Here is a 24,028-nt window from a genome sequence, read left to right on the forward strand (position 1 = left end):
ATGAAAACATATACAAATACAGGAAATAAAGATACAAGATCAGGATTTGGAGCTGGATTAGCAGAATTAGGTAGAACTAACCCTAATGTAGTTGCGCTTTGTGCAGATTTAACACCTTCTTTAAAAATGGGAGATTTTATTAAAGAAAATCCAGATCGTTTTTTTCAAGTAGGAATTGCTGAAGCTAACATGATGGGTATTGCTGCAGGTCTAACTATTGGAGGAAAAATACCATTTACAGGAACATTTGCCAACTTCTCTACAGGTCGTGTTTATGATCAAATACGCCAAAGTATAGCTTACTCTGACAAAAATGTAAAAATATGTGCTTCTCACGCAGGTCTTACTTTGGGTGAAGATGGTGCAACTCACCAAATTTTAGAAGATATTGGATTAATGAAAATGCTACCAGGCATGACCGTAATTAATCCATGTGATTTTAACCAAACAAAAGCAGCAACAATTGCAATTGCAGATCACCATGGTCCAGTTTACTTACGTTTTGGTAGACCAAGTGTAGCTAACTTTACACCAGCAGATCAAAAATTTGAAATTGGTAAAGCTTTACACTTACTGTCAGGAACAGATGTAACTATTGTAGCTACTGGACACTTAGTTTGGGAAGCTTTAGAAGCTGCTAAAGTTTTAAATGAAAAAGGAATTTCTGCTGAAGTAATAAATATTCACACCATAAAGCCTTTAGATGATAAAGCAATTATAGATTCTGTTGCTAAAACTGGATGTATAGTAACTGCTGAAGAGCATAATTATTTAGGTGGTTTAGGCGAAAGTGTTTCTCGTGTTTTAGCGCAACACAAACCAACTCCGCAAGAGTTTATTGCAACTAATGATACTTTTGGTGAATCTGGTACACCAGCTCAATTAATGGACAAATATGGTTTAAATGCAGAAGCAATTGTTAAAGCTTCTGAAAAGGTTATCAAAAGAAAATAACAAACCATTATACATAAACTAAAAGGCTTAAAACATCTGTTTTAAGCCTTTTTTTATTTCTGATTTTCAACTAAATAAAAATAATTTAGCATAATTTTCGTTTAAAATGATATTCACATCAAAAAAGAACATTTATGAAAATTTCACAGAAAGTAAAAAGAGTAAAACTTGTAGCCTTTTCAATTGCGCTATTATTCACACTTATGTTAAATGCTCAAACAAATAGTGGATTTGGTTTTAAAGGCGGATTGAATTACAATGGAAATGGAGATTATTTTGAGTCTATTTCTAACAACTATCAAAATCCAGATAGGACTATTGGTTATCATGTTGGTGTTTTCGGAAAAATTGGAAAGAAACTCTATTTTAGACCAGAATTAGTATACACATCTACAAAGAGTGACTATAACGCTGGTGAATTTGATTTGAAAAAATTAGATATGCCTTTATTAGTTGGAGTTAAAGTTATTGGTCCTATTCAAGTCTTTGGTGGACCTAGTTTACAATATGTATTAGACTCAGATTTTGAAAATGCTACAATAAGTGATGTTGAAAATGAATTTTCTGTAGGTTTAAATTTTGGCATAGGTGTTAGTTTTAATAATATAGGATTAGATTTAAGATATGAGCGTGGTTTTAATGATAATGAAGCTACAATTATTAATAACAATATCAACATTAACAATCCAAACAGATTAGATACTAGACCAGAACAACTTATTTTGAGTTTATCTATTATGCTATAAAAAAAAGCCACTTAATTAAGAGGCTTTTTTTTATTATTATGTGTTTAACTACATAGAAGGATCTAAATAATCTGGAATACCATCATCATTACTATCTGTAAGTATTGTTGTATGTAATCGGTAATTTCCGGTCGTTAAATATTCAATTTTCACAAAAATCTCATTGTCTGCTGCATTAGCGTCATAATAAGCTTGCGCTTCAGCTTTTGTTGTAAAAGGATTCATGCTTTCATCTTCGTCATATTGCATTGGCTCTACTTCATCTTCGGTTAAAATCTCGTCACCATCGTCATCAGTGTCTATAAAATTAGCAACTCCATCTCCATCTGTGTCATCGTTGTAGCCATCACCATCTCCATCTAAATCTTCTAAATAAGAAGGAATATGATCATCATCAAAATCTGTAAAATTTCTTTCAATTACATTCAATTTAAATAATATTGGCGTATATGTTCCAATTCCTGTTACAAAATTTGAAAAATAACCTAAACCAGAAGGTATGAACACAACACCTATTCCTTGTCCAGAAATATTAATTGTTCCATCATTATTTTCTGAATAAGCTGTAGCGGTTTTAAACTCTATCACACCTTCTCTAAACCCTGTTACAACTCCACTTTCGACCGTACCATTAGCATTATAACCTGTTGTTAGATTAAGGTTGGTTGGATTGATATTAAAATCAAAAGTTTCTCCATCCAATGTTTCACCACGATAACTTACTACAACTCTATCCAAAGGGTTAATAGTATTACCTAAACCTTCTCTTAAAACTAAGATATATAATTTATAATCAATACCATTTTGCTGAATAGTTTTATATGTTAACTCAGGTCTATCAATTAGAGCATCTGCTGTAGGATTAGTATCATCTATTAAAGAAAATTCGATTTCAAAGTCATCATTTGCGGTACTGTAAGGATCTGAAAAATCAAAATCACTGTAATTATAAGTATGTGTTGATAAAAATTCTTCTATTTCTAAAATATCTTCATTGTAAACTTCTGTTTCATCTCTTTCTTCAATTACCACAGTTTCTTCATCATCTTTACATCCAATATTAATCATTGTTAATAGTAAAACAGCTAAAGTAATTTTTCTTAATTTCATTATTATTATTTTTGAGCTTGCAAGATACGTTTTATAAGTATTTTGTACAATAACGTTAACGTCAAATTTAGATTTTTTGTATGAGAGTTGATAAATATTTATGGTGTGTGAGATATTATAAAACAAGAAATCAAGCTTCTATTGCTTGCAAGAAAGGACATATTAGAGTAAATGGAGAAATTGCTAAACCTAGTAAAGAAGTTTATGCAACAGATAAAATAGAATTACGAAAAAATCAAGTAAACTATCAAGTTACGGTTCTGGATATTCCTAACAATCGTGTTGGTGCGAAAATTGTTGATATTTATAGACTAGATACAACACCCAAATCTGCTTTTGAAACCCAAGAATTGCTTAAATTAGCCAAAGATTATTATAGAAAAAAAGGTTCTGGTCGCCCAACAAAAAAAGACAGACGTGATCTGGATGATTTAGATATAAAAAACCAACAATAAATGACAACTTTAAATAACACTATACTAACAGCTTCTGAAATTGATCAAAAACTAACCCGTATTGCTTATCAAATCTATGAAGCTAATGTAAATGAAAGTGAAATTATCTTGGCTGGTATAGAAGCAAATGGGTATATTTTAGCTAAAAAACTAAAAACAAAACTTACTAAAATATCTTCTATTAAGCCTGTTTTGTGTAAAGTTATAATCGACAAAAAAAATCCTTTAAATACAATTAAAACATCTATTAAAGCTGAAGAATATACAAATAAGTCCATCGTATTAATAGACGATGTCTTAAACTCTGGTTCTACTTTAATTTATGGTGTTAAGCATTTTTTAGATGTCCCATTAAAGCAGTTCAAAACTGCTGTTTTAGTCAATAGAAACCATAAAAAATTTCCTGTAAAAGCAGATTACAAAGGTATTTCGCTTTCTACTTCTTTGAACGAACACGTACAAGTAGATTTAAGTAACAAAGACTGGAAAGCCTATTTAGAATAATTTAAAAAGTAAATGTTCTTTTATTTCTTCAACATCTTTTGAAGCATCTATTTTATAGTTTGCTTTATTATAGAAATAAGAACGTTCAAAAAGATGTTTTGCAATAAACTCTTTTACGTCTTCTTCTTTTTCAAGATGACCTATTAAAGGTCGGCTTTTGTCATTTAAAAGCCGCATTGTCAACGTATCTAAATCTACTTTTAGATAAATTGTTTTAGTATTTGGTTTAGCGCTTAACCAGTCCATAGCGTTGTAAAAACAAGGTGTACCACCTCCTAAAGAAAGAACATAATTATTTTCATTATCAACTATTTCTTTTAAAGAGGCATTTTCTAAATTTCTAAAATAAAGCTCTCCTTTTTTACTAAAAATTTCACTTACTGATAAGTTTTCTTTTTTTTCGATGTATTTATCCAAATCAATAAACTTATAATTCAGCACTTTAGCTATATTTTTACCTATTGTAGACTTACCAGAAGCCATATATCCTACTAAAATCAAATTCATTTCACTGCTTATTCACTGATTATAAATCGCTTAACATAATGAGCAACAAAAAAACGAAAAAAAAATTTAAAATAGGGTTGGATTATTAATAAAAGCTCTTATATTTGCACCCTCAAACAAAGGAAATGACCGGGTAGCTCAGTTGGTAGAGCATCTCCCTTTTAAGGAGAGGGTCCTGGGTTCGAGCCCCAGCCCGGTCACTTAAAAAGTTAAGCAAACGCTTAACTTTTTTTTTATCTTTATTTTAAAGTTTGCGCACGTGGCGGAATTGGTAGACGCGCTAGCTTGAGGGGCTAGTGACCGCTCTTGGTCGTGGAAGTTCGAGTCTTCTCGTGCGCACAATTTCTGTATAAACTTCCCTAAGCACTATTAATACTGGCTTTTAACTGTTAATTATTTCAAAAAAATAATCTGTTTTTATGTAATTTTAAGTTTTGTTTAATTATTTTTACAAAACAATGAACAATATTAAAACAAACTTTAGTATTAAAGACCTCGAAAATCTTTCGGGTATTAAAGCGCACACCATTAGAATTTGGGAGAAGCGCTATAATCTTTTTCAGCCTAATAGAACAGATACTAATATTAGATATTATAGCACTGCTAGTCTTCAAAAAATATTAAACATTAGTTTTTTGAATAATAACGGTTATAAAATCTCTAAAATAGCAAGTCTTGAAGAAGGTGAAATTTCTAAACTTGTCAAAGAAATTTCAGAAAGCAAAGACCCTAACAATCACTCTATAAATTTACTAAAATTGGCAATGATTAATTTTGATCAAAGCCTTTTCAATAATACATTTTATAAACTTGAAGAAGAAATGCCATTCAAAACCATTTTCTTCGACATTTTTATTCCGCTTTTAGATCATATTGGGCTATTATGGCAAACAGACACCATAACTCCTGCTCACGAGCATTTTATTGTTGAATTAATTAAAAAGAAAATTTTAGTTGAAACCGAAAAAGCTTATAAAGAAAATACTCCTGACTTAACTCAAACACCATTTGCATTATTTTTACCAGATAACGAAATGCACGAGCTAGGTTTACTATTCACAAATTTAGAACTCACATTACAAGCTAAGCACGTAATTTATTTAGGTCAATCTGTACCTATCGAGAGTTTGGAGTTTCTATTAACTAAACACAACAACATAAACTTTATTTCAAACTTTACAATTAAACCTAAAAAAGAAAATCTTGATGGTTATCTAACTAAATTTTCTGAAGTATTGCTAAATAAAAACAACTGTAAATTTTTAGTTTCAGGAAGAATGTTAGCTACAAAACCAAAATTTTCAAATCCTAACATCACAACTTTTGATTCTACAAAAGCTTTATTAGAATACATTGATAATGAAAAATAATATTGCCATCATAGGATCTGGTTTTTCGGCGTTATCTGCTGCTTGTTATCTTGCAAAAGATGGACATAACGTTTCTATTTTTGAAAAAAACGACACTGTTGGCGGACGCTGTAGACAATTTAAAAAAGAAGGTTTTACGTTTGATATGGGGCCAAGTTGGTATTGGATGCCCGACATTTTTGAAAAGTTTTTTAATGATTTTAATAAAACCACTTCAGATTTTTATCAACTAGATAAGCTTTCACCAGCTTATAAGATTTTTTTTAAAGATGAAATTATAACCATAGGTGACACACTTGATAAGATTTGTGAAGAATTTGAACGTATTGAAACAGGAAGCTCAATTCCGCTTAAAAAATTCATAAATAAAGCTGCTGATAATTATGATATCGCGATTAACAAAATTGTTTTAAAACCTGGAGTTTCGCCTTTAGAATTGGTTACAAAAGACACGGTTACGCGTCTTGATCAATTTTTTAAAACCATTAGCGGTGATGTTAGGCGCCAATTTAAAAACCCGAAATTAATTTCAACTTTAGAATTCCCGGTATTGTTTTTAGGCGCAAAACCTAGTAATACGCCATCGTTTTATAGCTTTATGAATTATGCTGATTTTGGCTTAGGTACATGGCATCCTAAAGGTGGTATGTATCAAATTATTCTAGCAATGAAGCAACTTGCAGAAGAATTAGGTGTCACTATAAACGTAAATTCTAACGTTTCTAAAATTAATGTTGAAAATGGAAATGCTACTTCTATAACTGTCAACGATAAATCATTTGATTTTGATGTTGTCTTAAGCGGCGCAGATTATCATCATTCCGAAACGTTGTTAGATCAAAAACACCGCCAATACTCTGAAAAATATTGGGACAATAAGACTTTTGCTCCATCATCCCTCCTATTTTATGTCGGTTTTGATAAAAAATTAAAAAATGTAAATCATCACAACTTGTTTTTCGATACAAATTTCGAAACACATGCTGAAGACATTTATGACAATCCAAAATGGCCCAAAGAACCATTATTTTATGCCAACTTTCCTTCTGTAACTGATGATAGTATGGCTCCAAACGGAAAAGAAAATGGTTTTTTCTTAATACCAATTGCACCAAATTTAGAAGACACACCGCAATTACGAGAGCAATATTTTGACATCATAATCTCTCGTTTTGAAAAATTAACGCAACAAGACGTTAAAAATAATATTATCTTTCAAGAGAGCTTTTGTGTTAAAGATTTTATCGAAGCATATAATTCCTACAAAGGAAACGCATACGGAATGGCAAATACGCTAACACAAACTGCCTTTCTAAGACCAAATTTAAAGAGTAAAAAAGTTAACAACCTCTACTTTACAGGACAATTAACTGTACCTGGTCCAGGAGTGCCACCAGCACTTATTTCTGGAAAATTAGTAGCAGAATTAATCCAAAAACACCACCAAAAACTATGAAAGCATTATTTGATTCTGTGTCGTACAACTGTAGTAAAGTTGTTACCACATCTTACAGTACGTCTTTTTCTTTAGCAACAAAAATGCTTGCAAAATCTATCAGACAGGATATTTACAATATTTATGGTTTTGTGAGGTTTGCTGATGAAATTGTAGATAGTTTTCATGATTTTGATAAAGAAACTTTATTTAATGATTTTGAAAAGGACTTAGAGCTTGCTTTAAAAAACAAAATAAGTCTAAACCCTATTTTAAACGCCTTTCAACACACTTATCACAAGCATAATATAGAAAAGCACATGATTGATGCGTTTATGAAAAGTATGAGATTAGACTTATCAAAAACAAAATATAAAACAGATCAAGAGTACAAAGACTATATTTATGGCTCTGCAGATGTGGTTGGTTTAATGTGTTTAAAAGTCTTTGTAAAAGGCGACAACGAACAATACGAAAAACTTAAAGACACAGCAATGTCTTTAGGTTCTGCTTTTCAAAAGGTAAACTTTTTACGTGATTTAAAAGCTGATCACGAACTTTTAGATAGAACGTACTTCCCTAATACCGATTTAAATAATCTAACCGAAGAAGATAAACTTTTCATTATTAATGACATTGAAAACGATTTTAAAGAAGGTTTAAGTGGTATAAAACAATTACCTATAGAAGCTAAGTTTGGAGTTTTTATGGCTTATAGATACTATCACCAATTACTTAAAAAACTTAAAAAAACACCTGCTCTTGAAATTAAAAACACAAGAATTAGAGTGCCAAACTATAAAAAAGCCGAACTTTTAACCCGTAGTTATGTAAAGTATCAGCTAAATTTATTATAATTAGATATGAAAACATTGTATTGGATATTAATATTTTTAGGCACATTTTCTATAATGGAATTTATGGCATGGTTTACTCACAAATACATCATGCACGGTTTTTTATGGTCACTACATAAAGATCATCATTTAAAAGATCACGATAGTTGGTTTGAGCGTAATGATGCCTTTTTTATCTTCTATGCTATAGTAAGTATGACGTGTTTCTATTTATGGAGCTACGAAAATATTTGGTACACACTGCCTATAGGTTTAGGCATCATGGCTTATGGTGCAGCTTACTTTTTAGTTCATGATATTTTTATCCATCAACGCTTTAAAATGTTTAGAAATGCTAATAATTGGTATGCACGCGGTGTAAGACGTGCACACAAAATTCACCATAAACATATCGGCAAAGAAGATGGTGAAAACTTTGGCATGCTAGTCGTACCATTTAAGTACTTCAAAAAATAGACTAAATGTCTCAAAAACATTATGATTATATCATAGTTGGCAATGGTTTAGCTGGTCTTCAATTAGCCTTAGCTTTTGCCAAAGATTCTTATTTTAATCATAAATCCATTGCTTTAATAGATGCTTCTTCTAAAACTGAAAATGATAAAACCTGGAGTTTTTGGGAACAAGAGGATAGATCTTTTAGTCATTTAGCTTACCAGACTTGGCAACACGCAACTATCTTTGCAGAAGGCAAAAAAATAAACTTAAATTTAAAACCTTACACTTACAAATCTATACGTGCAATAGATTTTTACACGGAAGCTAAAGCACAACTCAATCAGCAAGACAACATTACATTTTTAGTTGAAACCGTGACTTCTGTAAATGAAAAAGATATAGTTGAAATCACTACCGAAACAAACAACTACACTGCAAATCATGTTTTTGATAGCCGAATTCCTGACGCGTTTTTTAAAGACAAAAAAGCCATAACCTTAATACAACACTTTAAAGGTTGGATTATAGAAACTGAAGACAATGTTTTTAATGAAAACAGCTTTACAATGATGGATTATCGATTAAAAGATAATAATCAAACAGCCTTTATGTATGTCTTACCACATACAAAAAATAAAGCGTTAGTTGAATTTACTTATTTTACCGAAAACACTGTCAAAAGTGACCATTACGATACCTATTTAAAACAATACATCTCAGAATATTTAAACATAAACAATTACAATATAGTTGAAACTGAAATTGGTCAAATACCAATGACAACCTTTAATTTTGGAGCATTTAATACTTCAAAAGTCACTAAAATTGGTACAGGTGGTGGTTGGGTAAAAGGCTCAACAGGTTATTCTTTTAAACTTACAGAAAGAAAAGTGGCTAAAATTATTGAAAACATAAAGTCCAATCAACCAACAACAGAAGGACTCTTTAAAAGTAAATATAAATTTTACGATAAAGTCTTTTTACAAGTTTTAAAAGACAATAACGAAAAAGGCGAGTGGATTTTTAAACAATTTTACAGTAAAAATAACACACCAACCATGTTTAAATTTTTAGATGAAGAATCTTCACTATTAGAAGATATTAAAATTATGTGGTCGCTATTTAGTTTCAGTTTTATTAAAGCTTTTTTTAAAACGCTTTAATCCTTTAAAAGCTCATCTAAAGTTGCTCTAACTTTTTCTCCGTTCCAATTAGCTACTCCTGTTTTATCAATTACTATGTTTCCTTTTTTGTCAATTAAAAAAGTACGAGGTATGCTTGATACTTCAAAATTTGGATGACTTGACATAGGATAGTAAACATCTAAAGCATAGCCATTCTTTGTCAAGAATGCTTTTACTTTTTCTTTATCATCATTAGTAACAAATAAAAATTCAACTTTATTACTATAATCTTTATAAAGTTCATCTAAATCGGGCATTTCTGCAATACAAGGCGGACACCAAGTTGCCCAAAAATTAATAAATACAACTTTGTTTTTAGCTGAAGACAAGTCGTAAATATCTCCGTTAATATCTTGTAATTTCCATTGATAAGTTTGCAACTGAATTTGTTCATCTTCGTCTTCAATACTCGGAGAAAATAAAGACAAGCCTTTTTGCAACTGTATTTGTATAAATTGTCTTGATTGCGGAATAATCATCAAAACAATAAATAGTCCAAACAGAATATTACTTAATGATAGTTTTGGTTTTTTGGCTTTCATTTTAAATTATTTTAAACAAAAAACTCCTGAAATTTTCAGGAGTTTTTTTATTTATTTCATCTTAAAACTACGCGTTTTGTGCTGCAATTAAATTTAATGCAGAACCTGCTTTGTACCAAGCAATTTGAGCTTCGTTATAAGTATGATTTACTTTTATAGTGTCTTTGCTTCCATCTGCATGAACAATCTCTATAGTTAGAGGTTTGTTAGGAGCAAATTCATTTAAATCTAAGAAGTTAAATGTATCATCTTCTTGAATTAAATCGTAATCTGCTTCATTATCAAATGTTAAACCTAACATCCCTTGTTTTTTAAGGTTTGTTTCGTGTATACGAGCAAAAGATTTTACAATTACAGCAGCAACACCTAAGTGACGAGGTTCCATTGCAGCATGTTCTCGTGAAGAACCTTCACCGTAATTATGATCTCCAACTACAACCGTCCAAATACCTTCTTTTTTGTATTCGCGTTGTGTATCTGGTACGCCGCCATATTCACCAGTTAATTGGTTTTTAACAAAGTTTGTCTTTTTATTAAATGCATTTACTGCTCCAATTAAACAGTTGTTAGAGATATTATCTAAATGACCTCTAAAACGTAACCAAGGACCAGCCATACTAATATGGTCTGTAGTACATTTTCCAAATGCTTTAATTAATAATTTAGCACCTGTAATAGTATCTCCTATTGGCTCAAATGGCGTTAATAATTGTAATCTTTCAGAATCTTCAGCAACTTTAACAACAACGCTACTTCCGTCTTCTTTTGGCTCTAAGTAACCGTTTTCTTTAACTTCAAAACCTTTTGGAGGTAATTCCCATCCTGTTGGTTCGTCTAACATTACTTCTTCCCCATTTTCATTAATTAACTTATCTGTCATTGGGTTAAAGTCTAAACGACCTGCAATTGCAATAGCAGCTGTTAATTCTGGAGATGCCACAAATGCGTGTGTATTTGGGTTACCATCTGCACGCTTAGCAAAGTTTCTGTTAAAAGAGTGAACAATACTGTTTTTTGGTGCATTTTTAGGATCGCTATATCTTGCCCATTGACCAATACATGGTCCACAAGCGTTAGTAAATATTTTAGCGTCTAATTTTTCAAAAATACCTAAAATACCATCTCTATCTGCTGTATATCGTACTTGCTCAGAACCAGGATTGATACCAAATTCTGCTTTCGTTTTTAAGTTTTTATCTAAAGCTTGTTGTGCAATAGAAGATGCACGTGATAAATCTTCGTAAGAAGAGTTAGTACAAGATCCAATTAATCCCCATTCTACTTGTAAAGGCCATTCGTTTTCTGTTGCCTTTTTAGTCATTTCTTCACCAACTGGTGTAGATAAATCTGGAGTAAAAGGTCCGTTTAATAACGGATTTAATTCTGTTAAGTTAATTTCAATAACTTGATCAAAATATTGTTCTGGGTTAGCATAAACTTCAGGATCTGCAGTTAAATACTCACGTACTTTGTTGGCTGCATCAGCTACATCAGATCTATCTGTTGCACGTAAGTAACGCTCCATAGAATCGTCATATCCAAAAGTAGAAGTAGTTGCTCCTATTTCTGCTCCCATATTACAAATGGTTCCTTTTCCTGTACAAGACATAGATGTTGCTCCAGGACCAAAATACTCTACAATTGCACCAGTACCACCTTTTACGGTTAATATTTCGGCAACTTTTAAAATAACGTCTTTTGGCGCTGTCCAACCAGACAATTTACCTGTTAACTTAACACCTATTAACTTAGGAAATTTAAGTTCCCAAGCCATTCCTGCCATTACGTCTACAGCATCTGCACCACCAACACCAATAGCTACCATACCTAATCCACCAGCGTTAACGGTATGAGAATCTGTACCAATCATCATTCCTCCAGGGAACGCGTAGTTTTCTAATACTACTTGGTGAATAATACCTGCTCCTGGTTTCCAGAAGCCAATACCATATTTGTTAGAAACTGATTCTAAAAATTCAAAAACCTCTTTACTTACATCGTTTGCATGCTTTAAATCTTTTTCTGCACCATCTTTAGCTTGGATTAAGTGATCACAGTGCACAGTTGTAGGCACAGCAACTTTATCTTTTCCGGCTTGCATAAATTGCAATAATGCCATTTGTGCTGTTGCGTCTTGACAAGCAATTCTATCTGGTGCAAAATCTACATAATCTTTACCTCTTGTGAAAGCTGTTTTTGGTGTTTCGTCCCAAAGGTGATTGTATAAAATCTTTTCAGAAAGTGTTAAAGGTTTACCTACAACGTCACGAGCAGCGTCTACTCGTTCTGCCATTTGGCTATATACCTTTTTAATCATGTCAATATCAAATGCCATATAGTGTAAATTTAGAATGTTAATTTATGTTTTAAAAAGTCCAACAAAAATACGAAATATTAGAGGAATTAAAAAATATATAACAAACAAGAATAAACATTGAATAAAATTCAAAGTTTTTAAATTTTTAAAGAATTAATTTATCAAAATGATAATTTTAAGTATAATAAAATAATAAATTAACAAGATTTAAGTATCTCTATATCGTTTTCGGAATAAGTTTTCTCTATAATTCAAAATAGGTTTTTCAAAAAAAGTATATAAAACATACGAAAGTGAAAATGAGAGCACCCAAAAAAACATCAAAATTAACAGTTTAACAAAAGAAGATAATCTTGAAACATCTAAAAAATACTGTATTGATAATAAAACTATTGAATAATTAACTAAATATAGTGAATAGGACCATAAGCTAATTTTAGTGATAAAATTTAGCCCTTTGGTTTTCCAAGTTGAAAACACAGGAAAAAGCAATAAAATACTTATTGAAACTAAAGGCAAATACCAAACGTTAAAAAAGAAAGTAAACTGATTGGGTTGCAACTGGTTTTTGTAAATGTAAAAATGAAGTCCTAAAAACAATATACAACCTAATCCAAAACCTAACCATTTAATTTTAGACCAAAATACAGAATAATAGTAGCTAACAAAGGCTCCTAAAAATCCATAGTAAATACTATCTATTCTTGTAAAAACAGCTTTACGTAGTGAATGACTCCAGTTAAAATCATGAGGAGTATTTGTATAACTAAAATGAAATATCAATTTATTAATAATGAAATACCCTATCACCAAAAGTGTCATTAATAAAAACCACCATTTGTTAAGTTTTCTAAAGATAAAGGCAAAAAACATTAATAGTATTGGTCCTATTAAGTAAGCAAACTCTTCAATAGTTAAGCTCCAAGATTCTGTAAAAAAGTCTGGCATTCCTTCAAAGAAATTTTGAAGAAAAAAGAAGTATTGATACAACTGACTTGGTATTTCACTTTTATACAAAAAAGCTAAACCAATATTGACTAGTAAAATTAAATAGTAATTGGGTAATGTACGCAACCAACGACGTACCCAAAACTGAACAAAATGCTTTGATTGAGTTTGATTGCTCTCTATGTGCTTAATAAGAATTGTGCCGATTAAAAATCCGCTTAACACAAAGAAAATATCAACACCAATAGTCCCAAAAAACTGAATAAACCTTAATCCTGTAGCTTCAGAATTTGGAAATAATAAAATTGTAGAATGTGAACAAAGAATAAGTAAAATAGCGACTGCTCTAACAACATCTAAACCAAAAACACGATGTTTATATGTTGTAATCGCTTTCAAAATATGTTAAAGGATTTTTAGTACTTATTTCGGTAAATCTTAATCAATACAATAATAGCATAAAAAAGTGCAGCAAACTCTACGAAAGTTCCGATGGTTAAAATCACACTTCCGGATGGCCAATGCTGAATTTTAAATAACGCACCAACGATGGTTAATCCAAAACCAAGGAGTAATAAAATTAAGGGAATTAAAAACTTCTTTAAATTCATATTAAAATAAATCTTTAATAATTTCTTCTATAGAAACACCTTCTGCTTCTGCTTTGTAGTTTTTAATCATTCTGTGACGTAAAATACTAGTAGCAACAGCTTGCACATTTTCTATATCTGGTGAAAATTTACCATTGATAGCAGCGTGTGTTTTTGCTGCTAAGATTAAGTTTTGTGATGCTCTTGGTCCTGCGCCCCAATCTACATATTGCTTTACTAAATCTGAAGCTGCTTCACTATTTGGTCTTGTTTTACCAACCATTTTTACAGCATATTCTATAACATTGTCTGCCACAGGAATACGTCTTATTAGCTGCTGAAAATCTATAATTTCTTGCGCGGTAAATAGTGCGTTTACTGTTGGTTTTGCATCAGATGTTGTTGCTTTTACCACTTGTACTTCTTCTTCAAAAGTTGGGTATTCTAAATTAATGGCAAACATAAAACGGTCTAATTGTGCTTCTGGTAACGGATAGGTTCCTTCTTGCTCTATTGGGTTTTGTGTTGCTAAAACAAAGTATGGTAAATCTAATTTGTAATGATGCCCAGAAACAGTTACTGCTCTTTCTTGCATGGCTTCTAAAAGTGCTGCTTGTGTTTTTGGTGGTGTACGGTTAATCTCGTCTGCCAAAATAATATTTGAAAAAATTGGACCTTTTATGAATTTAAAGTGTCTGTTTTCATCTAAAATTTCACTACCTAAAATATCGCTTGGCATCAAATCTGGCGTAAACTGAATGCGTTTAAAATCTAATCCTAATGCTTGAGAAATAGTATTAACCATTAATGTTTTTGCTAATCCAGGCACACCAATTAATAAGGCATGTCCACCTGAAAAAATAGAAATTAATATTTGGTTAACCACATCGTCTTGACCAACGATTACTTTGGCTACTTCTTTTTTTAAACTATTATATTTTGAGACTAGAGTTTTTACTGCAGTTACGTCTGACATGTATGTTTTATTTTTTTAACCAGTTACCATGAAAATCACAATTTCTGTATGTACCGCTAATTTTAATGTATGTTTCGCCTATTTTTTCCTCTCTCCATTCATCTATAGCTTTAAGACGCTTTTCGTTTAGGGCTAATTCTTTAATTTTTAAATAATCACGTGCGTAATCTGCTACGTGCTCATCTGTTCTATCGGTTACTGTAACTAATTTAAATTTAATGGCACCTGTACGATCTTGATCTGTGATAACTGGACTAATTTCGTTATTTTCTAATTCTTGGATTTGACCGTATAATTCTGGATCCATTTTAGTTAACTCAAAATTGTAATCCTGTGTTTGTGGATTAATTAACTGTCCGCCTTGAAATTTAGTTTCCTTTTCATCACTAAACTCTTTTGCTGCATCTGCAAATGTCATTTCGCCATTTACAATTGTAGCTCTTACTTTTTCTAACTCGTCTTTAGCTTCTTGTATTTCTTTTTCAGAAACTTTTGGCATTAGTAAGATATGACGTACATCATATTCTTGACCTCTAATTTTTTCTAAATAGATAATGTGATAACCGTAATCTGTTTTAAATGGTTCTGAGATTTGTCCTTCTTCTAAAGAAAAAGCTACTTCTCTAAATTCTTTAACCATACGTGGCTTACTTCTATCTAAAGTATATAAACCACCTGTTTTTTTAGATCCACCGTCTTCAGTATATAATACAGCTCTACTAGTAAAGCTTTTACCTTCTTCTTCTACTTGGTGTTTAAATTCGTTTAATCGGTCTATGACGCGTTGTACTTCTTCGTCAGAAACTTTAGGCTCTATTACGATTTGTGCTACTTTAAGTTCTGTTCCAAAAGTTGGACGTTCTTCTTTTGGAATTTTATTAAAAAACTGACGCACTTCTTCTGGCGTAACTTCAACTTCTTCAATAATTTTCTTTTGCATTTCTGAAGCCAACATGTTGCTTTTATTGATTTCAAACATTTCTTCTCTAAAACTAACTTCGTCATCTTTTTTATAGAAGTTTAAAAGCTCTTCCATACTTCCGTTAGTTTGTTGTAAAAACTGATTGATTTGTTGGTCTACTCTAGATCTAATTTCTGCATCATTAACCTCAATACTATCTTGTATGGCTTGATGAGCATATAATTTATCCTCTAAAAGTTTACCAAATAATTGGCAGCGATCTACACCTGCTAAAGATGCGCCTTGTGCTTTTAACTGTAACATGGTTTTATCAATATCACTATCCAAAACAATATAATCTCCTACGACTGCTGCAACACCATCTACCTTAACTGCTCCTGCTGTTATGACTGTGTCTTTTTGAGTTTCAGGTTTTGCTTCTTCTATAATTTCTTGTGCTGTAGCTGTACTAGCAACTGCAAATAAAAACGTAAATACGTGTAACGCTTTATGTTTAATTGTAAATTTCAAATTGTTTGTTGTTAATGGCATCTTTCTTAATATCCTTTTCTAATTGCTTTATTAATTCCAGTTTGCGTTTATTGATAACAATCTGGTTAATAGTTGGCTTGACATATTCTAACGGTGCTGTACTGTTACGTAACAACACATCATTTATTTGCATCAAATATAGTCCTAATGAATCTTTGAGTTGTATAAAATTAGATTTTTTTAACAATTCGTCTTTATTTTCAATAGTAACTACTGGAATTTTATTGATGGCTTGATCTAATCTAATCCATACAGAATCGTTTAAAGTGAAAGACCTAAACTGAATTGCAATAGAGTCTAATTCTTTTTTATCCTGAGTATTAAATCGTTTAAATTTTTTCTTTACATCTTCTAAATCTAAACGGTTTGGATCTACATTGATGTATCTAAATTTGATTAGATTTTCGTTTAATTTGAAAGCTTCTTTATTACTTTCATAATACGTTGAAGCTGCTTCAAAAGAGACTACTGTGTCTAAATTTTTGGCTACTAAAGCTTCTAAATACGCTTTGCTGTATAAGTCGTTTTTGTATTGCTGAACTAAACGATCAAACTTTTCTAATTTTTTATCACTTAAATTAACTTCGGCACCTTGAACCAACAATTGCTGTGTTGCCCATTGATTGATAAAGTTATTGGCAAAAATAGTACTGTCTTCTGCTGAAAGGTTTTCTGGCAATGCCTTTTTTAAATCGTCTTTAAAAAGATACACTTCGTTAACTCTAGCAATAGCATCTTCTTCCTCTGTTGATTTAAAATAATCACAAGATTGAAAAACACTTAAAATAATTGCTATGTAAAAAAACTGTTTCAAATTAAGATTAATTTAAGTCCTTTTTTACTTGTTTTAAAACGTCTTGATTAACTTTTACTTTATATTTTTTAGACAACTCATCTAACCACATTTTTTCTTTGTATTCTTGAAAATCGCTAATTACTTTTCCTTTAGCTTCTTCAAATGTTTTTTGAGTTTTTGGTAATACCGTATTAACCTTTACAACGCTATACGCATCATTGTGTTTAAATACTTTTGAAACACCTTTTTGCATATTAAAGTCTTTTGGTAATGCTTGATGAGAAGTAGTAACCGTATCTTTTATAAAGCTTACGCTTATTGCTTTTTCTGAATTTATCTGCTTTTTAATAGCCTCTATACTTTCATTATTCTCCAACATTTTTGCCACTTTTTTGATGTCTTTTTTATTAGCTGAAGATGCAATAACAGCATCTGCTCTGGTATCAAAAAAATATTTTTCTTGATGTTGTTTGTAGTAGTTTTCTAAACCAATACTGTCTTCTCTAGCGGCATTCCAAACTTTAGATTCCATTAAATCAAATAATAGTAATCCATCGCGGTATTCGTTTAAAATTTGAGCGTATTCTTCGTTTTCAAACTCTAAATTATTCTCTTGGTATTGCGTTAATTTAGACTCTAAAAAGTCTTTATAATTGCTAGCAACTAATTTATCAAAAGGTTGTCTGGCTTGTCTTCTGCGTTGTGTATTGTATAAAAATTCTGCAAAATCTTTGTAAGTTACTTTTTGGTCATTCATTGTAAATAACACTTTGTTACCTTCAAAGTTTTCTGGTGTGTTCCAAGATCTTTGGTAGTAATCTTCATTTAAAATTGAAGTAAAATAACGTAACGCTTCTGGATTATCTTTAACCTTATATTTTTCTTTTAATTTTTTAAATCTTGAGTTGTTTATAACTACAGATCTTGAGTCTTTTTTAACTTTAGCTTTAAGCTCGGCTTCCATTTCTTTAAAAGAATTTAATCCTTTTTTATCAATTAGTTTGACAATATGATAACCAAATTCACTTTTAAATGGTTCTGTAATTTCACCAGTGTTTTCTAAACCAAAAGCTTTGTCTTCAAAAATTTCTGAACTTAATTGACCTGAAGAAAACGTGTTTAATCTTCCGCCTTTATTGCTAGAACTTTTATCTTCTGAAAATTGATTTGCTAACGCTTCAAAGTCTTCACCTTGTTTAATTCTTTTGTAGATATCGTTAATGCGTTCTTCTGCAGATTCGGTGTTTGTATCTTTATCGGTAAGCATAATATGTGCTACCGTAATTTCGCCTCTGTTTTCTCTTTTATCATTTACCTGTACGATATGATACCCAAATTGTGTTTGAAATGGTTGCGACCACTTGCCTACTTCTGTGTTGTAAGCAGCTGTTTCAAAATTATACACCATTCTAAAAGCTGTAAAATAGCCTAACTCTTCTGCAAAAAGTGTACGACCGTTGTGTATGTCTTTTTTTACCGCTTCAAAACCTTCATCTATAACACGACCTCTAAGTTTTTCAATTTCTTCTTGAGCTAATTTTTGTTGGTCTTCTGGAGCGTTTTCGTCTATTTTAACTAAAATGTGACGTGCGTTAATTTCGTGTTTTAATCTTTCGTAAGCTTCTTTTACTAGGTTTTCTGTAACTTCATTATTACTTAAAAAGTTAGCAGACAGTTGCTTTTTATAGCCTTCAAACTCTCTTAAATATGCTGGCTTTTGATCTAACCCTAAAGCTTTAGCTTCGGCTACTTTCAATTTATATTTTATAAATAAATCTAGGTAATTATCGATGTCTTTTTGAGATTCGTCTTTAACTAACTCTAAATTCTTTTTGTAGACTCTTTCAAATTCAGATGCATAAACAGGCGTATCTTCTACGCTAAATAACACTTGCTTTTCTTGTGCATTTACACTAAAAAATGCTGAAAAAACTATTACCGCTAAAGCACTTAAATGTCTTAATTTCATATTAATTGGGACTTGTTTTTTGAAGTACATGCAAAAATAGCAATATTACCTAATTACACAAGTTTAAAATGGTAACGCTAGTAGCTAGTTTTTTAGTATTAATTAATAGTGAATAAACTATTTAAATTAACTATTTATCAACACGAAAACGTTTGAGTTAAAGGTATTCTTATTTTTTAATCATTATAATAATATATTTATAAAAATTTAACATTTATAACATGAAACATATTTACTTTTTTTCTCTTTTGTTTTCCATTAGTTGTATAACTAAAGCACAAGAAACTCTGACGTTTTCTAGTTACAACGGAAACACCACTACACTAACTGCAACAACAGCAACAGTTAATGATGAAATAACTATTGTTTTTGAAGATCAAGATATTATCAACAACTTTTATACAGATGGACAAACTTTTATACACATGTATGGTGGTTTAGACACTGATGCTGGCGGTTTTCAAGGTGCTCCAGGATTTAGCGATCTTGCATCACAACCTCAATTAACATTAGTTCCTACAGATACAGATGTTAATGCAGGACCTAATACCTACAGCATTACTATTAATCTCGCTCAGCTATATACTGGTGTCTCTAACGGCACTATGGTTTATGGATTTAACTTACTTTTTCAAAACCAATTTGGCGGTGGCGGTAACGACCAAACTGTAGATTTGTATATAGATTTAGTTGATGCAGAAAAAGACAGCACACTAAGCACGACAGACAACAACATCAAAAACGCTAACGTAAAAGTTATTTCTAACGAGTTATTGATTAATAATTACAATGGTGATTTAAATATCAAGGTTTACGACATTTTAGGAAAAAATGTAAAAAACAAAACAAACATACAGGTAAATAACACCTACAGATACACATTAGATTTACCAAAAAACAATATATACATAGTAGTTTTAGAAACTAAGAGTATGACCAAAACCATTAAGATACTATTGTAGTTTATCCTGCAATACTGGTATTTTATATAATAAAAGCGATTGAAATTTTTTCAGTCGCTTTTTTTTTATACTTTAATTTTGAAATTAAAATTTGATGCTAAGTTATACCTCTGAAATAATTATAAACAAACCTGTTGCTACTTGCTTTTCTACTATAGTCAATCTAGACAGTATGAAACATTGGCAAGATGGATTAATAAGCATAGAACATATCTCTGGAACACCAAGAGAAATTGGTTCTATAATGATATTAAACTACCAATTTGGTAATCGAAAAATGAAGTTAACCGAAAGCGTTACACACAGAGAAAATAACACTGCTATTCATTTTAATTTTGACACTAAAATGATGCATAACGTTCAAAAAAACAGCTTTGAGGCAATAGATGAAACTACTACAAAATGGACATCTGAAAACGAGTTTTTTCCTAGAAGCTTTTCATCAAGAATAATGTTGTTTTTAATACCAAAAGCATTTAAAAAACAAACTCAAAAATACTTAACCAACTTTAAAAATTACGTTGAAAACGGTACTTCAATAGCCAATCAAAAATGAGACAATTAAAACTAATTTGGGATTTTAGAGGTCCTGATGCTTTAAAAATAGCACAACACCACGAGATACATTTAAAAGAATATATAGCACTTCAAAACACCAATCTAAATATAACTGGTTATCAAGAATTATCACCCATGCACAGCATTGCCTTTATGGTAGTTGATGAAGCCGAAATGAAACCTATACGCGACGCTTTAAAACCACACCGTGGTGAGTTGTATATTGAATAATCATTTGACTTTGTCGAAATTTTCTGCTAACTTCGTTTAACAATCGATAACGCGAATTGCAAACTCGCTTTATCTTTTCATTGGCAGTAATTTAGGCAACGGAACTGAAATAGAAAATTGAGAATGAAAAAACAGCTTGAGGAAATAAAAAATATTCAAGATTTTAAAATTTATTTGGACTATCCACGTATTCCTGAAAATCAAAGTGGTGCTGGACTTTTTGAACAAATGAGATTTAATACTTGCAAAAACAATCCAGAAAGTCTGATTTCGTGGCTAAAAAAAGAAAATGAACTTTACCTAATTAGAGTTTCAAAGGAATGTGTAAAACATATTAAGAAGCCTCGATATGGAATTGGTGGATTGCCAATGATATGTGAAGATTTAAGATTCGTTAAAGGAGTAAACACTGGAATTACTAAAGATGGATATCCGCTAATCTCAATTGAAATTCTAATGCCTGGAGAATTATCCGAACAAGAAGAATATAGTAAATCTCGTATTTCAAAAGATGAAGTCTACAAACAAATGAGAGAAGAAAACTATGGAAATCGGAATTACGAAGACTATAATGGTTCTTACGCCCAAGATTACGCTGGATTTAGCGACCAACAAATAGACGATATTTTTGATGGCGACCCAGATTTGTATTGGAACATTGATTAAATTATGGACAAATATTTACAAGCATTAAGCAAATATTCAAACGACAAAGAATTGGAATGGTTAATTGACTATTTTGACTTATATAAAAGCACTCTAATTTGGCCAGATAATCTGCCACCACTTGAAACAATCGGAATGAGTAAATTTAAAAAGTCATTTCATAATTTTTACAAAGAGCATCTGAACAACTATGAACACGAACTTGTAAATAATAAACGAATATTGAAAATAAAAAACTACTGCCAACAACGTGTATAGCTCATTGCGGCTGAATTCCTAATCGGAATTCATTGCAATTTGTTATCTTTCGGTTACGGCGGAAAATCATAGCTGATTTTCCGCAACGAGCCATACACCAGACCGTTAAACGAAACTTTCCAAAAAATCACAAAAAAACCAATGCTTCAACCAAAACATTGTGATTTATGTATCCATTCTAAAAGAGATTTAAAAACAGGATTAACCTGTGGATTAACAGGCAAAAAACCAAACTTTAAATCCTTTTGTAGTAAAATAGTTTTTAGTGATCATTTTAAAATAAACGCAAGTCAATTATTAGCGGATATTCAAAATTTGCAAAAACTAAAAACTTCTATTTATTCAAATGTTTTCTTTTTATTATCAATAGGTATTACAATAATAGTTTGTACTTTTTCTTCGCTAACAACTCGTTTATTAAAAGCTTTTTACCCTACTTTTGATTATGCCAGTTGGAAGTATTTCACTGCTATCTTCATTTTAAATTTTATTGGTATTCAAATTATATTTGTTGGCATTTACAAAGTTTATAAGTAAAAAAAGATATAAAGAAACTACAATCCGAAAAAAGAGAATTAAATAGTATTCTTAACAATTATAATACAAGTTTGAAACGTTTTGTAAATCAATAGTCATCAATTAAAACAAAAAAGCACAACCCAACAGTTGTGCTTTTTAAAAACTATAAGATTCCTGTCTACACAGGGATTTTTATCTTGAATAATTTGGAGCTTCTTTAGTAATAGTCACATTATGTGGATGACTCTCATTGATTCCCGAAGAGGTAATTTTAACAAATTGAGCAGACTCTTTTAAAGTAGCAATATCTTTTGCACCACAATAACCCATACCTGCACGTAAACCGCCAATAAATTGATGGATACTTTCGTAAAGTTCTCCTTTGTAAGGCACACGACCTACAATTCCTTCAGGCACTAATTTTTTAATATCATCTTCAACATCTTGAAAATAACGGTCTTTACTACCTTGTTTCATGGCTTCAACAGAACCCATTCCGCGGTAAGACTTAAACTTACGACCTTCGTAAATAATGGTTTCTCCAGGACTTTCTTTTGTTCCTGCTAATAAAGAACCCAACATTACAGTATCTGCACCAGCCGCAAGAGCTTTTGGAATATCACCTGTATATCTAATTCCGCCATCTGCAATTACTGGTACACCACTTCCTTTAATAGCGTTAGCAACTTCTAAAACGGCACTAAATTGAGGAAAACCAACACCAGCAACAACACGTGTTGTACAAATAGAACCTGGTCCAATTCCTACTTTTACAGCATCTGCACCAGCTTCTACTAAATATTTTGCAGCATTTGCAGTTGCAATATTACCAACGATAACTTCTAATTGCGGAAACTTAGATTTAATTTCTTTTAAAACAGCGACTACACCTTTAGTATGTCCATGCGCAGTATCAATAACTATAGCATCAACACCAGCATTTACTAATGCTTCTGCTCTATCTACTGCATCGCCTGTAACACCTATTGCTGCTGCAACACGTAATCTACCGTAATTATCTTTATTAGCAATTGGTTTTTGAGTTACTTTAGTAATATCTCTAAAGGTGATTAAACCTTCTAATTTATCACCTTCAACAATTAATAGCTTTTCAATTTTATTTTCTTGTAAAATTATTTCAGCATCTTTTAAAGACGTTCCAACTGGTGCTGTAATCAAGTTTTCACTAGTCATTACTTCTACAATTGGTCTGTCGTTATGATGCTCAAAACGTAAATCTCTGTTAGTAACAATACCTTTTAATTTTCCATTATCATCAACTATTGGAATACCACCAATACTGTGTTCTCTCATTGCATTTTTAGCATCAACAACCGTTGCACTTGTTGGTAAAGTTACTGGATCTATAATCATACCACTTTCTGCACGTTTTACTTTACGTACTTTAGTAGCTTGCTCCTCAATAGTCATGTTTTTGTGTAACACACCAATACCACCTTCTCTAGCCATAGCTATTGCCATACGACTTTCGGTAACTGTATCCATTGCTGCTGAAACAATAGGAACGTTTATTGTGATATTTCTAGTAAATTTTGATTGAATATTAACCTCGCGTGGAAGTACTTCAGAAAAAGCTGGAACTAGTAGTACGTCATCGTAAGTTAACCCTTCGCCTACTATCTTATTGTTGTGTGCTATCATGTTGCAATTAGAATTAATTGC

25 protein-coding genes and 2 tRNA genes are annotated in these 24,028 nt (G+C 31.2%); 16 read left to right on the top strand and 11 right to left on the bottom strand.

What is annotated here, in order from left to right:
- Both WA327_RS01645 and WA327_RS01650 read left to right on the top strand, forming a co-directional pair.
- Positions 1–954, top strand: coding sequence for a transketolase C-terminal domain-containing protein (locus WA327_RS01645; RefSeq protein WP_336065708.1), 954 nt, complete (start codon positions 1–3; stop codon positions 952–954).
- Between the two features lie 134 nt (positions 955–1,088).
- Entirely contained in the window at positions 1,089–1,700 is a 612-nt protein-coding gene (locus WA327_RS01650) for a porin family protein (protein ID WP_336065711.1), read from the top strand.
- 48 nt (positions 1,701–1,748) lie between these two features.
- Here WA327_RS01650 and WA327_RS01655 read toward each other — a convergent pair whose 3' ends face one another.
- Positions 1,749–2,810, bottom strand: a complete 1,062-nt coding sequence (locus WA327_RS01655; RefSeq protein WP_336065714.1) for a hypothetical protein — start codon at positions 2,808–2,810, stop codon at positions 1,749–1,751.
- 80 nt (positions 2,811–2,890) lie between these two features.
- On the opposite strand from WA327_RS01655, the gene WA327_RS01660 reads away from it, so the two are divergent.
- Both WA327_RS01660 and WA327_RS01665 read left to right on the top strand, forming a co-directional pair.
- Positions 2,891–3,265 carry an RNA-binding S4 domain-containing protein gene (locus WA327_RS01660; protein WP_336065717.1) on the top strand — a complete coding sequence of 125 codons (375 nt, stop codon included), beginning with the start codon at positions 2,891–2,893 and terminating at the stop codon, positions 3,263–3,265.
- Positions 3,266–3,769: a phosphoribosyltransferase family protein gene (locus tag WA327_RS01665; protein ID WP_336065720.1), complete on the top strand. Its 504-nt coding sequence runs from the start codon at positions 3,266–3,268 to the stop codon at positions 3,767–3,769. It begins immediately after the preceding gene.
- Here the strand turns inward: WA327_RS01665 and WA327_RS01670 are convergent.
- Positions 3,761–4,276 carry a shikimate kinase gene (locus WA327_RS01670; protein ID WP_336065723.1) on the bottom strand — a complete coding sequence of 172 codons (516 nt, stop codon included), beginning with the start codon at positions 4,274–4,276 and terminating at the stop codon, positions 3,761–3,763. The two genes, WA327_RS01665 and WA327_RS01670, sit on opposite strands and share 9 nt — an antisense overlap.
- Before the next feature lie 127 nt (positions 4,277–4,403).
- On the opposite strand from WA327_RS01670, the gene WA327_RS01675 reads away from it, so the two are divergent.
- The 7 genes from WA327_RS01675 (at position 4,404) to WA327_RS01705 (ending at position 9,539) form a co-directional block, all read left to right on the top strand.
- Positions 4,404–4,476 (top strand) — tRNA-Lys (locus tag WA327_RS01675).
- Positions 4,477–4,529: 53 nt separating this feature from the next.
- Positions 4,530–4,615, top strand: a tRNA-Leu gene (locus WA327_RS01680).
- 119 nt (positions 4,616–4,734) lie between these two features.
- A complete protein-coding gene (locus WA327_RS01685) occupies positions 4,735–5,646 on the top strand; it encodes a MerR family transcriptional regulator (protein WP_336065726.1) in 912 nt (303 codons plus the stop codon).
- Entirely contained in the window at positions 5,636–7,102 is a 1,467-nt protein-coding gene (locus WA327_RS01690; RefSeq protein WP_336065729.1) for an oleate hydratase, read from the top strand. Before WA327_RS01685 ends, WA327_RS01690 begins: the two co-directional genes overlap by 11 nt.
- Positions 7,099–7,938 (top strand): phytoene/squalene synthase family protein, encoded by an 840-nt coding sequence (locus tag WA327_RS01695; RefSeq protein WP_336065731.1) that lies wholly within the window; start codon positions 7,099–7,101, stop codon positions 7,936–7,938. Before WA327_RS01690 ends, WA327_RS01695 begins: the two co-directional genes overlap by 4 nt.
- 6 nt (positions 7,939–7,944) lie before the next feature.
- A complete protein-coding gene (locus WA327_RS01700) occupies positions 7,945–8,394 on the top strand; it encodes a beta-carotene hydroxylase (protein WP_336065734.1) in 450 nt (149 codons plus the stop codon).
- Positions 8,395–8,399: 5 nt separating this feature from the next.
- Positions 8,400–9,539 (top strand): lycopene cyclase family protein, encoded by a 1,140-nt coding sequence (locus WA327_RS01705; protein ID WP_336065737.1) that lies wholly within the window; start codon positions 8,400–8,402, stop codon positions 9,537–9,539.
- On the opposite strand, the gene WA327_RS01710 is transcribed toward WA327_RS01705, so the two are convergent.
- The 8 genes from WA327_RS01710 to WA327_RS01740 all read right to left on the bottom strand — a co-directional run bounded on the left by WA327_RS01710 (position 9,536) and on the right by WA327_RS01740 (position 19,151).
- Positions 9,536–10,102 (bottom strand): TlpA disulfide reductase family protein, encoded by a 567-nt coding sequence (locus WA327_RS01710; RefSeq protein WP_336065739.1) that lies wholly within the window; start codon positions 10,100–10,102, stop codon positions 9,536–9,538. The genes WA327_RS01705 and WA327_RS01710 overlap by 4 nt on opposite strands.
- A gap of 67 nt (positions 10,103–10,169) precedes the next feature.
- Complete coding sequence (locus WA327_RS01715) at positions 10,170–12,437, bottom strand: aconitate hydratase (protein ID WP_336065743.1); 2,268 nt, start codon at positions 12,435–12,437, stop codon at positions 10,170–10,172.
- A gap of 189 nt (positions 12,438–12,626) precedes the next feature.
- Complete coding sequence (locus WA327_RS01720; RefSeq protein WP_336065745.1) at positions 12,627–13,766, bottom strand: acyltransferase; 1,140 nt, start codon at positions 13,764–13,766, stop codon at positions 12,627–12,629.
- A gap of 17 nt (positions 13,767–13,783) precedes the next feature.
- Positions 13,784–13,978 (bottom strand): GldL-related protein, encoded by a 195-nt coding sequence (locus tag WA327_RS15045; RefSeq protein ID WP_407942425.1) that lies wholly within the window; start codon positions 13,976–13,978, stop codon positions 13,784–13,786.
- Between the two features lies 1 nt (position 13,979).
- Positions 13,980–14,933 (bottom strand): MoxR family ATPase, encoded by a 954-nt coding sequence (locus tag WA327_RS01725; protein ID WP_336065748.1) that lies wholly within the window; start codon positions 14,931–14,933, stop codon positions 13,980–13,982.
- 7 nt (positions 14,934–14,940) lie between these two features.
- On the bottom strand, positions 14,941–16,386 hold the full coding sequence (locus tag WA327_RS01730; protein ID WP_407942426.1) for a peptidylprolyl isomerase: 1,446 nt from the start codon (positions 16,384–16,386) through the stop codon (positions 14,941–14,943).
- The gene (locus tag WA327_RS01735) at positions 16,349–17,200 is read right to left on the bottom strand and encodes a peptidyl-prolyl cis-trans isomerase (RefSeq protein WP_336065753.1); all 852 of its coding nucleotides are present in this window, start codon (positions 17,198–17,200) and stop codon (positions 16,349–16,351) included. The genes WA327_RS01730 and WA327_RS01735 overlap by 38 nt, the downstream gene beginning before the upstream one ends.
- Before the next feature lie 7 nt (positions 17,201–17,207).
- Complete coding sequence (locus WA327_RS01740; protein WP_336065755.1) at positions 17,208–19,151, bottom strand: peptidylprolyl isomerase; 1,944 nt, start codon at positions 19,149–19,151, stop codon at positions 17,208–17,210.
- 221 nt (positions 19,152–19,372) lie between these two features.
- Between WA327_RS01740 and WA327_RS01745 the strand changes: the two genes are divergently transcribed.
- From WA327_RS01745 to WA327_RS01765, 5 genes are all read left to right on the top strand, one after another.
- Positions 19,373–20,113 (top strand): T9SS type A sorting domain-containing protein, encoded by a 741-nt coding sequence (locus WA327_RS01745; RefSeq protein WP_336065757.1) that lies wholly within the window; start codon positions 19,373–19,375, stop codon positions 20,111–20,113.
- Between the two features lie 94 nt (positions 20,114–20,207).
- Positions 20,208–20,669: an SRPBCC family protein gene (locus tag WA327_RS01750; protein WP_336065759.1), complete on the top strand. Its 462-nt coding sequence runs from the start codon at positions 20,208–20,210 to the stop codon at positions 20,667–20,669.
- Entirely contained in the window at positions 20,666–20,902 is a 237-nt protein-coding gene (locus WA327_RS01755; protein ID WP_336065762.1) for a hypothetical protein, read from the top strand. The genes WA327_RS01750 and WA327_RS01755 overlap by 4 nt, the downstream gene beginning before the upstream one ends.
- Positions 20,903–21,025: 123 nt before the next feature.
- Positions 21,026–21,568, top strand: a complete 543-nt coding sequence (locus WA327_RS01760) for a hypothetical protein (RefSeq protein WP_336065763.1) — start codon at positions 21,026–21,028, stop codon at positions 21,566–21,568.
- A 399-nt stretch (positions 21,569–21,967) separates the two neighbouring features.
- Positions 21,968–22,363 carry a hypothetical protein gene (locus tag WA327_RS01765; protein ID WP_336065765.1) on the top strand — a complete coding sequence of 132 codons (396 nt, stop codon included), beginning with the start codon at positions 21,968–21,970 and terminating at the stop codon, positions 22,361–22,363.
- Positions 22,364–22,537: 174 nt separating this feature from the next.
- On the opposite strand, the gene guaB is transcribed toward WA327_RS01765, so the two are convergent.
- On the bottom strand, positions 22,538–24,007 hold the full coding sequence (gene guaB, locus WA327_RS01770; protein WP_336065766.1) for an IMP dehydrogenase: 1,470 nt from the start codon (positions 24,005–24,007) through the stop codon (positions 22,538–22,540).
- Positions 24,008–24,028 lie beyond the last annotated feature (21 nt).

The organism is Mesoflavibacter sp. CH_XMU1404-2, assembly GCF_037029465.1.
Taxonomy (GTDB): domain Bacteria; phylum Bacteroidota; class Bacteroidia; order Flavobacteriales; family Flavobacteriaceae; genus Mesoflavibacter.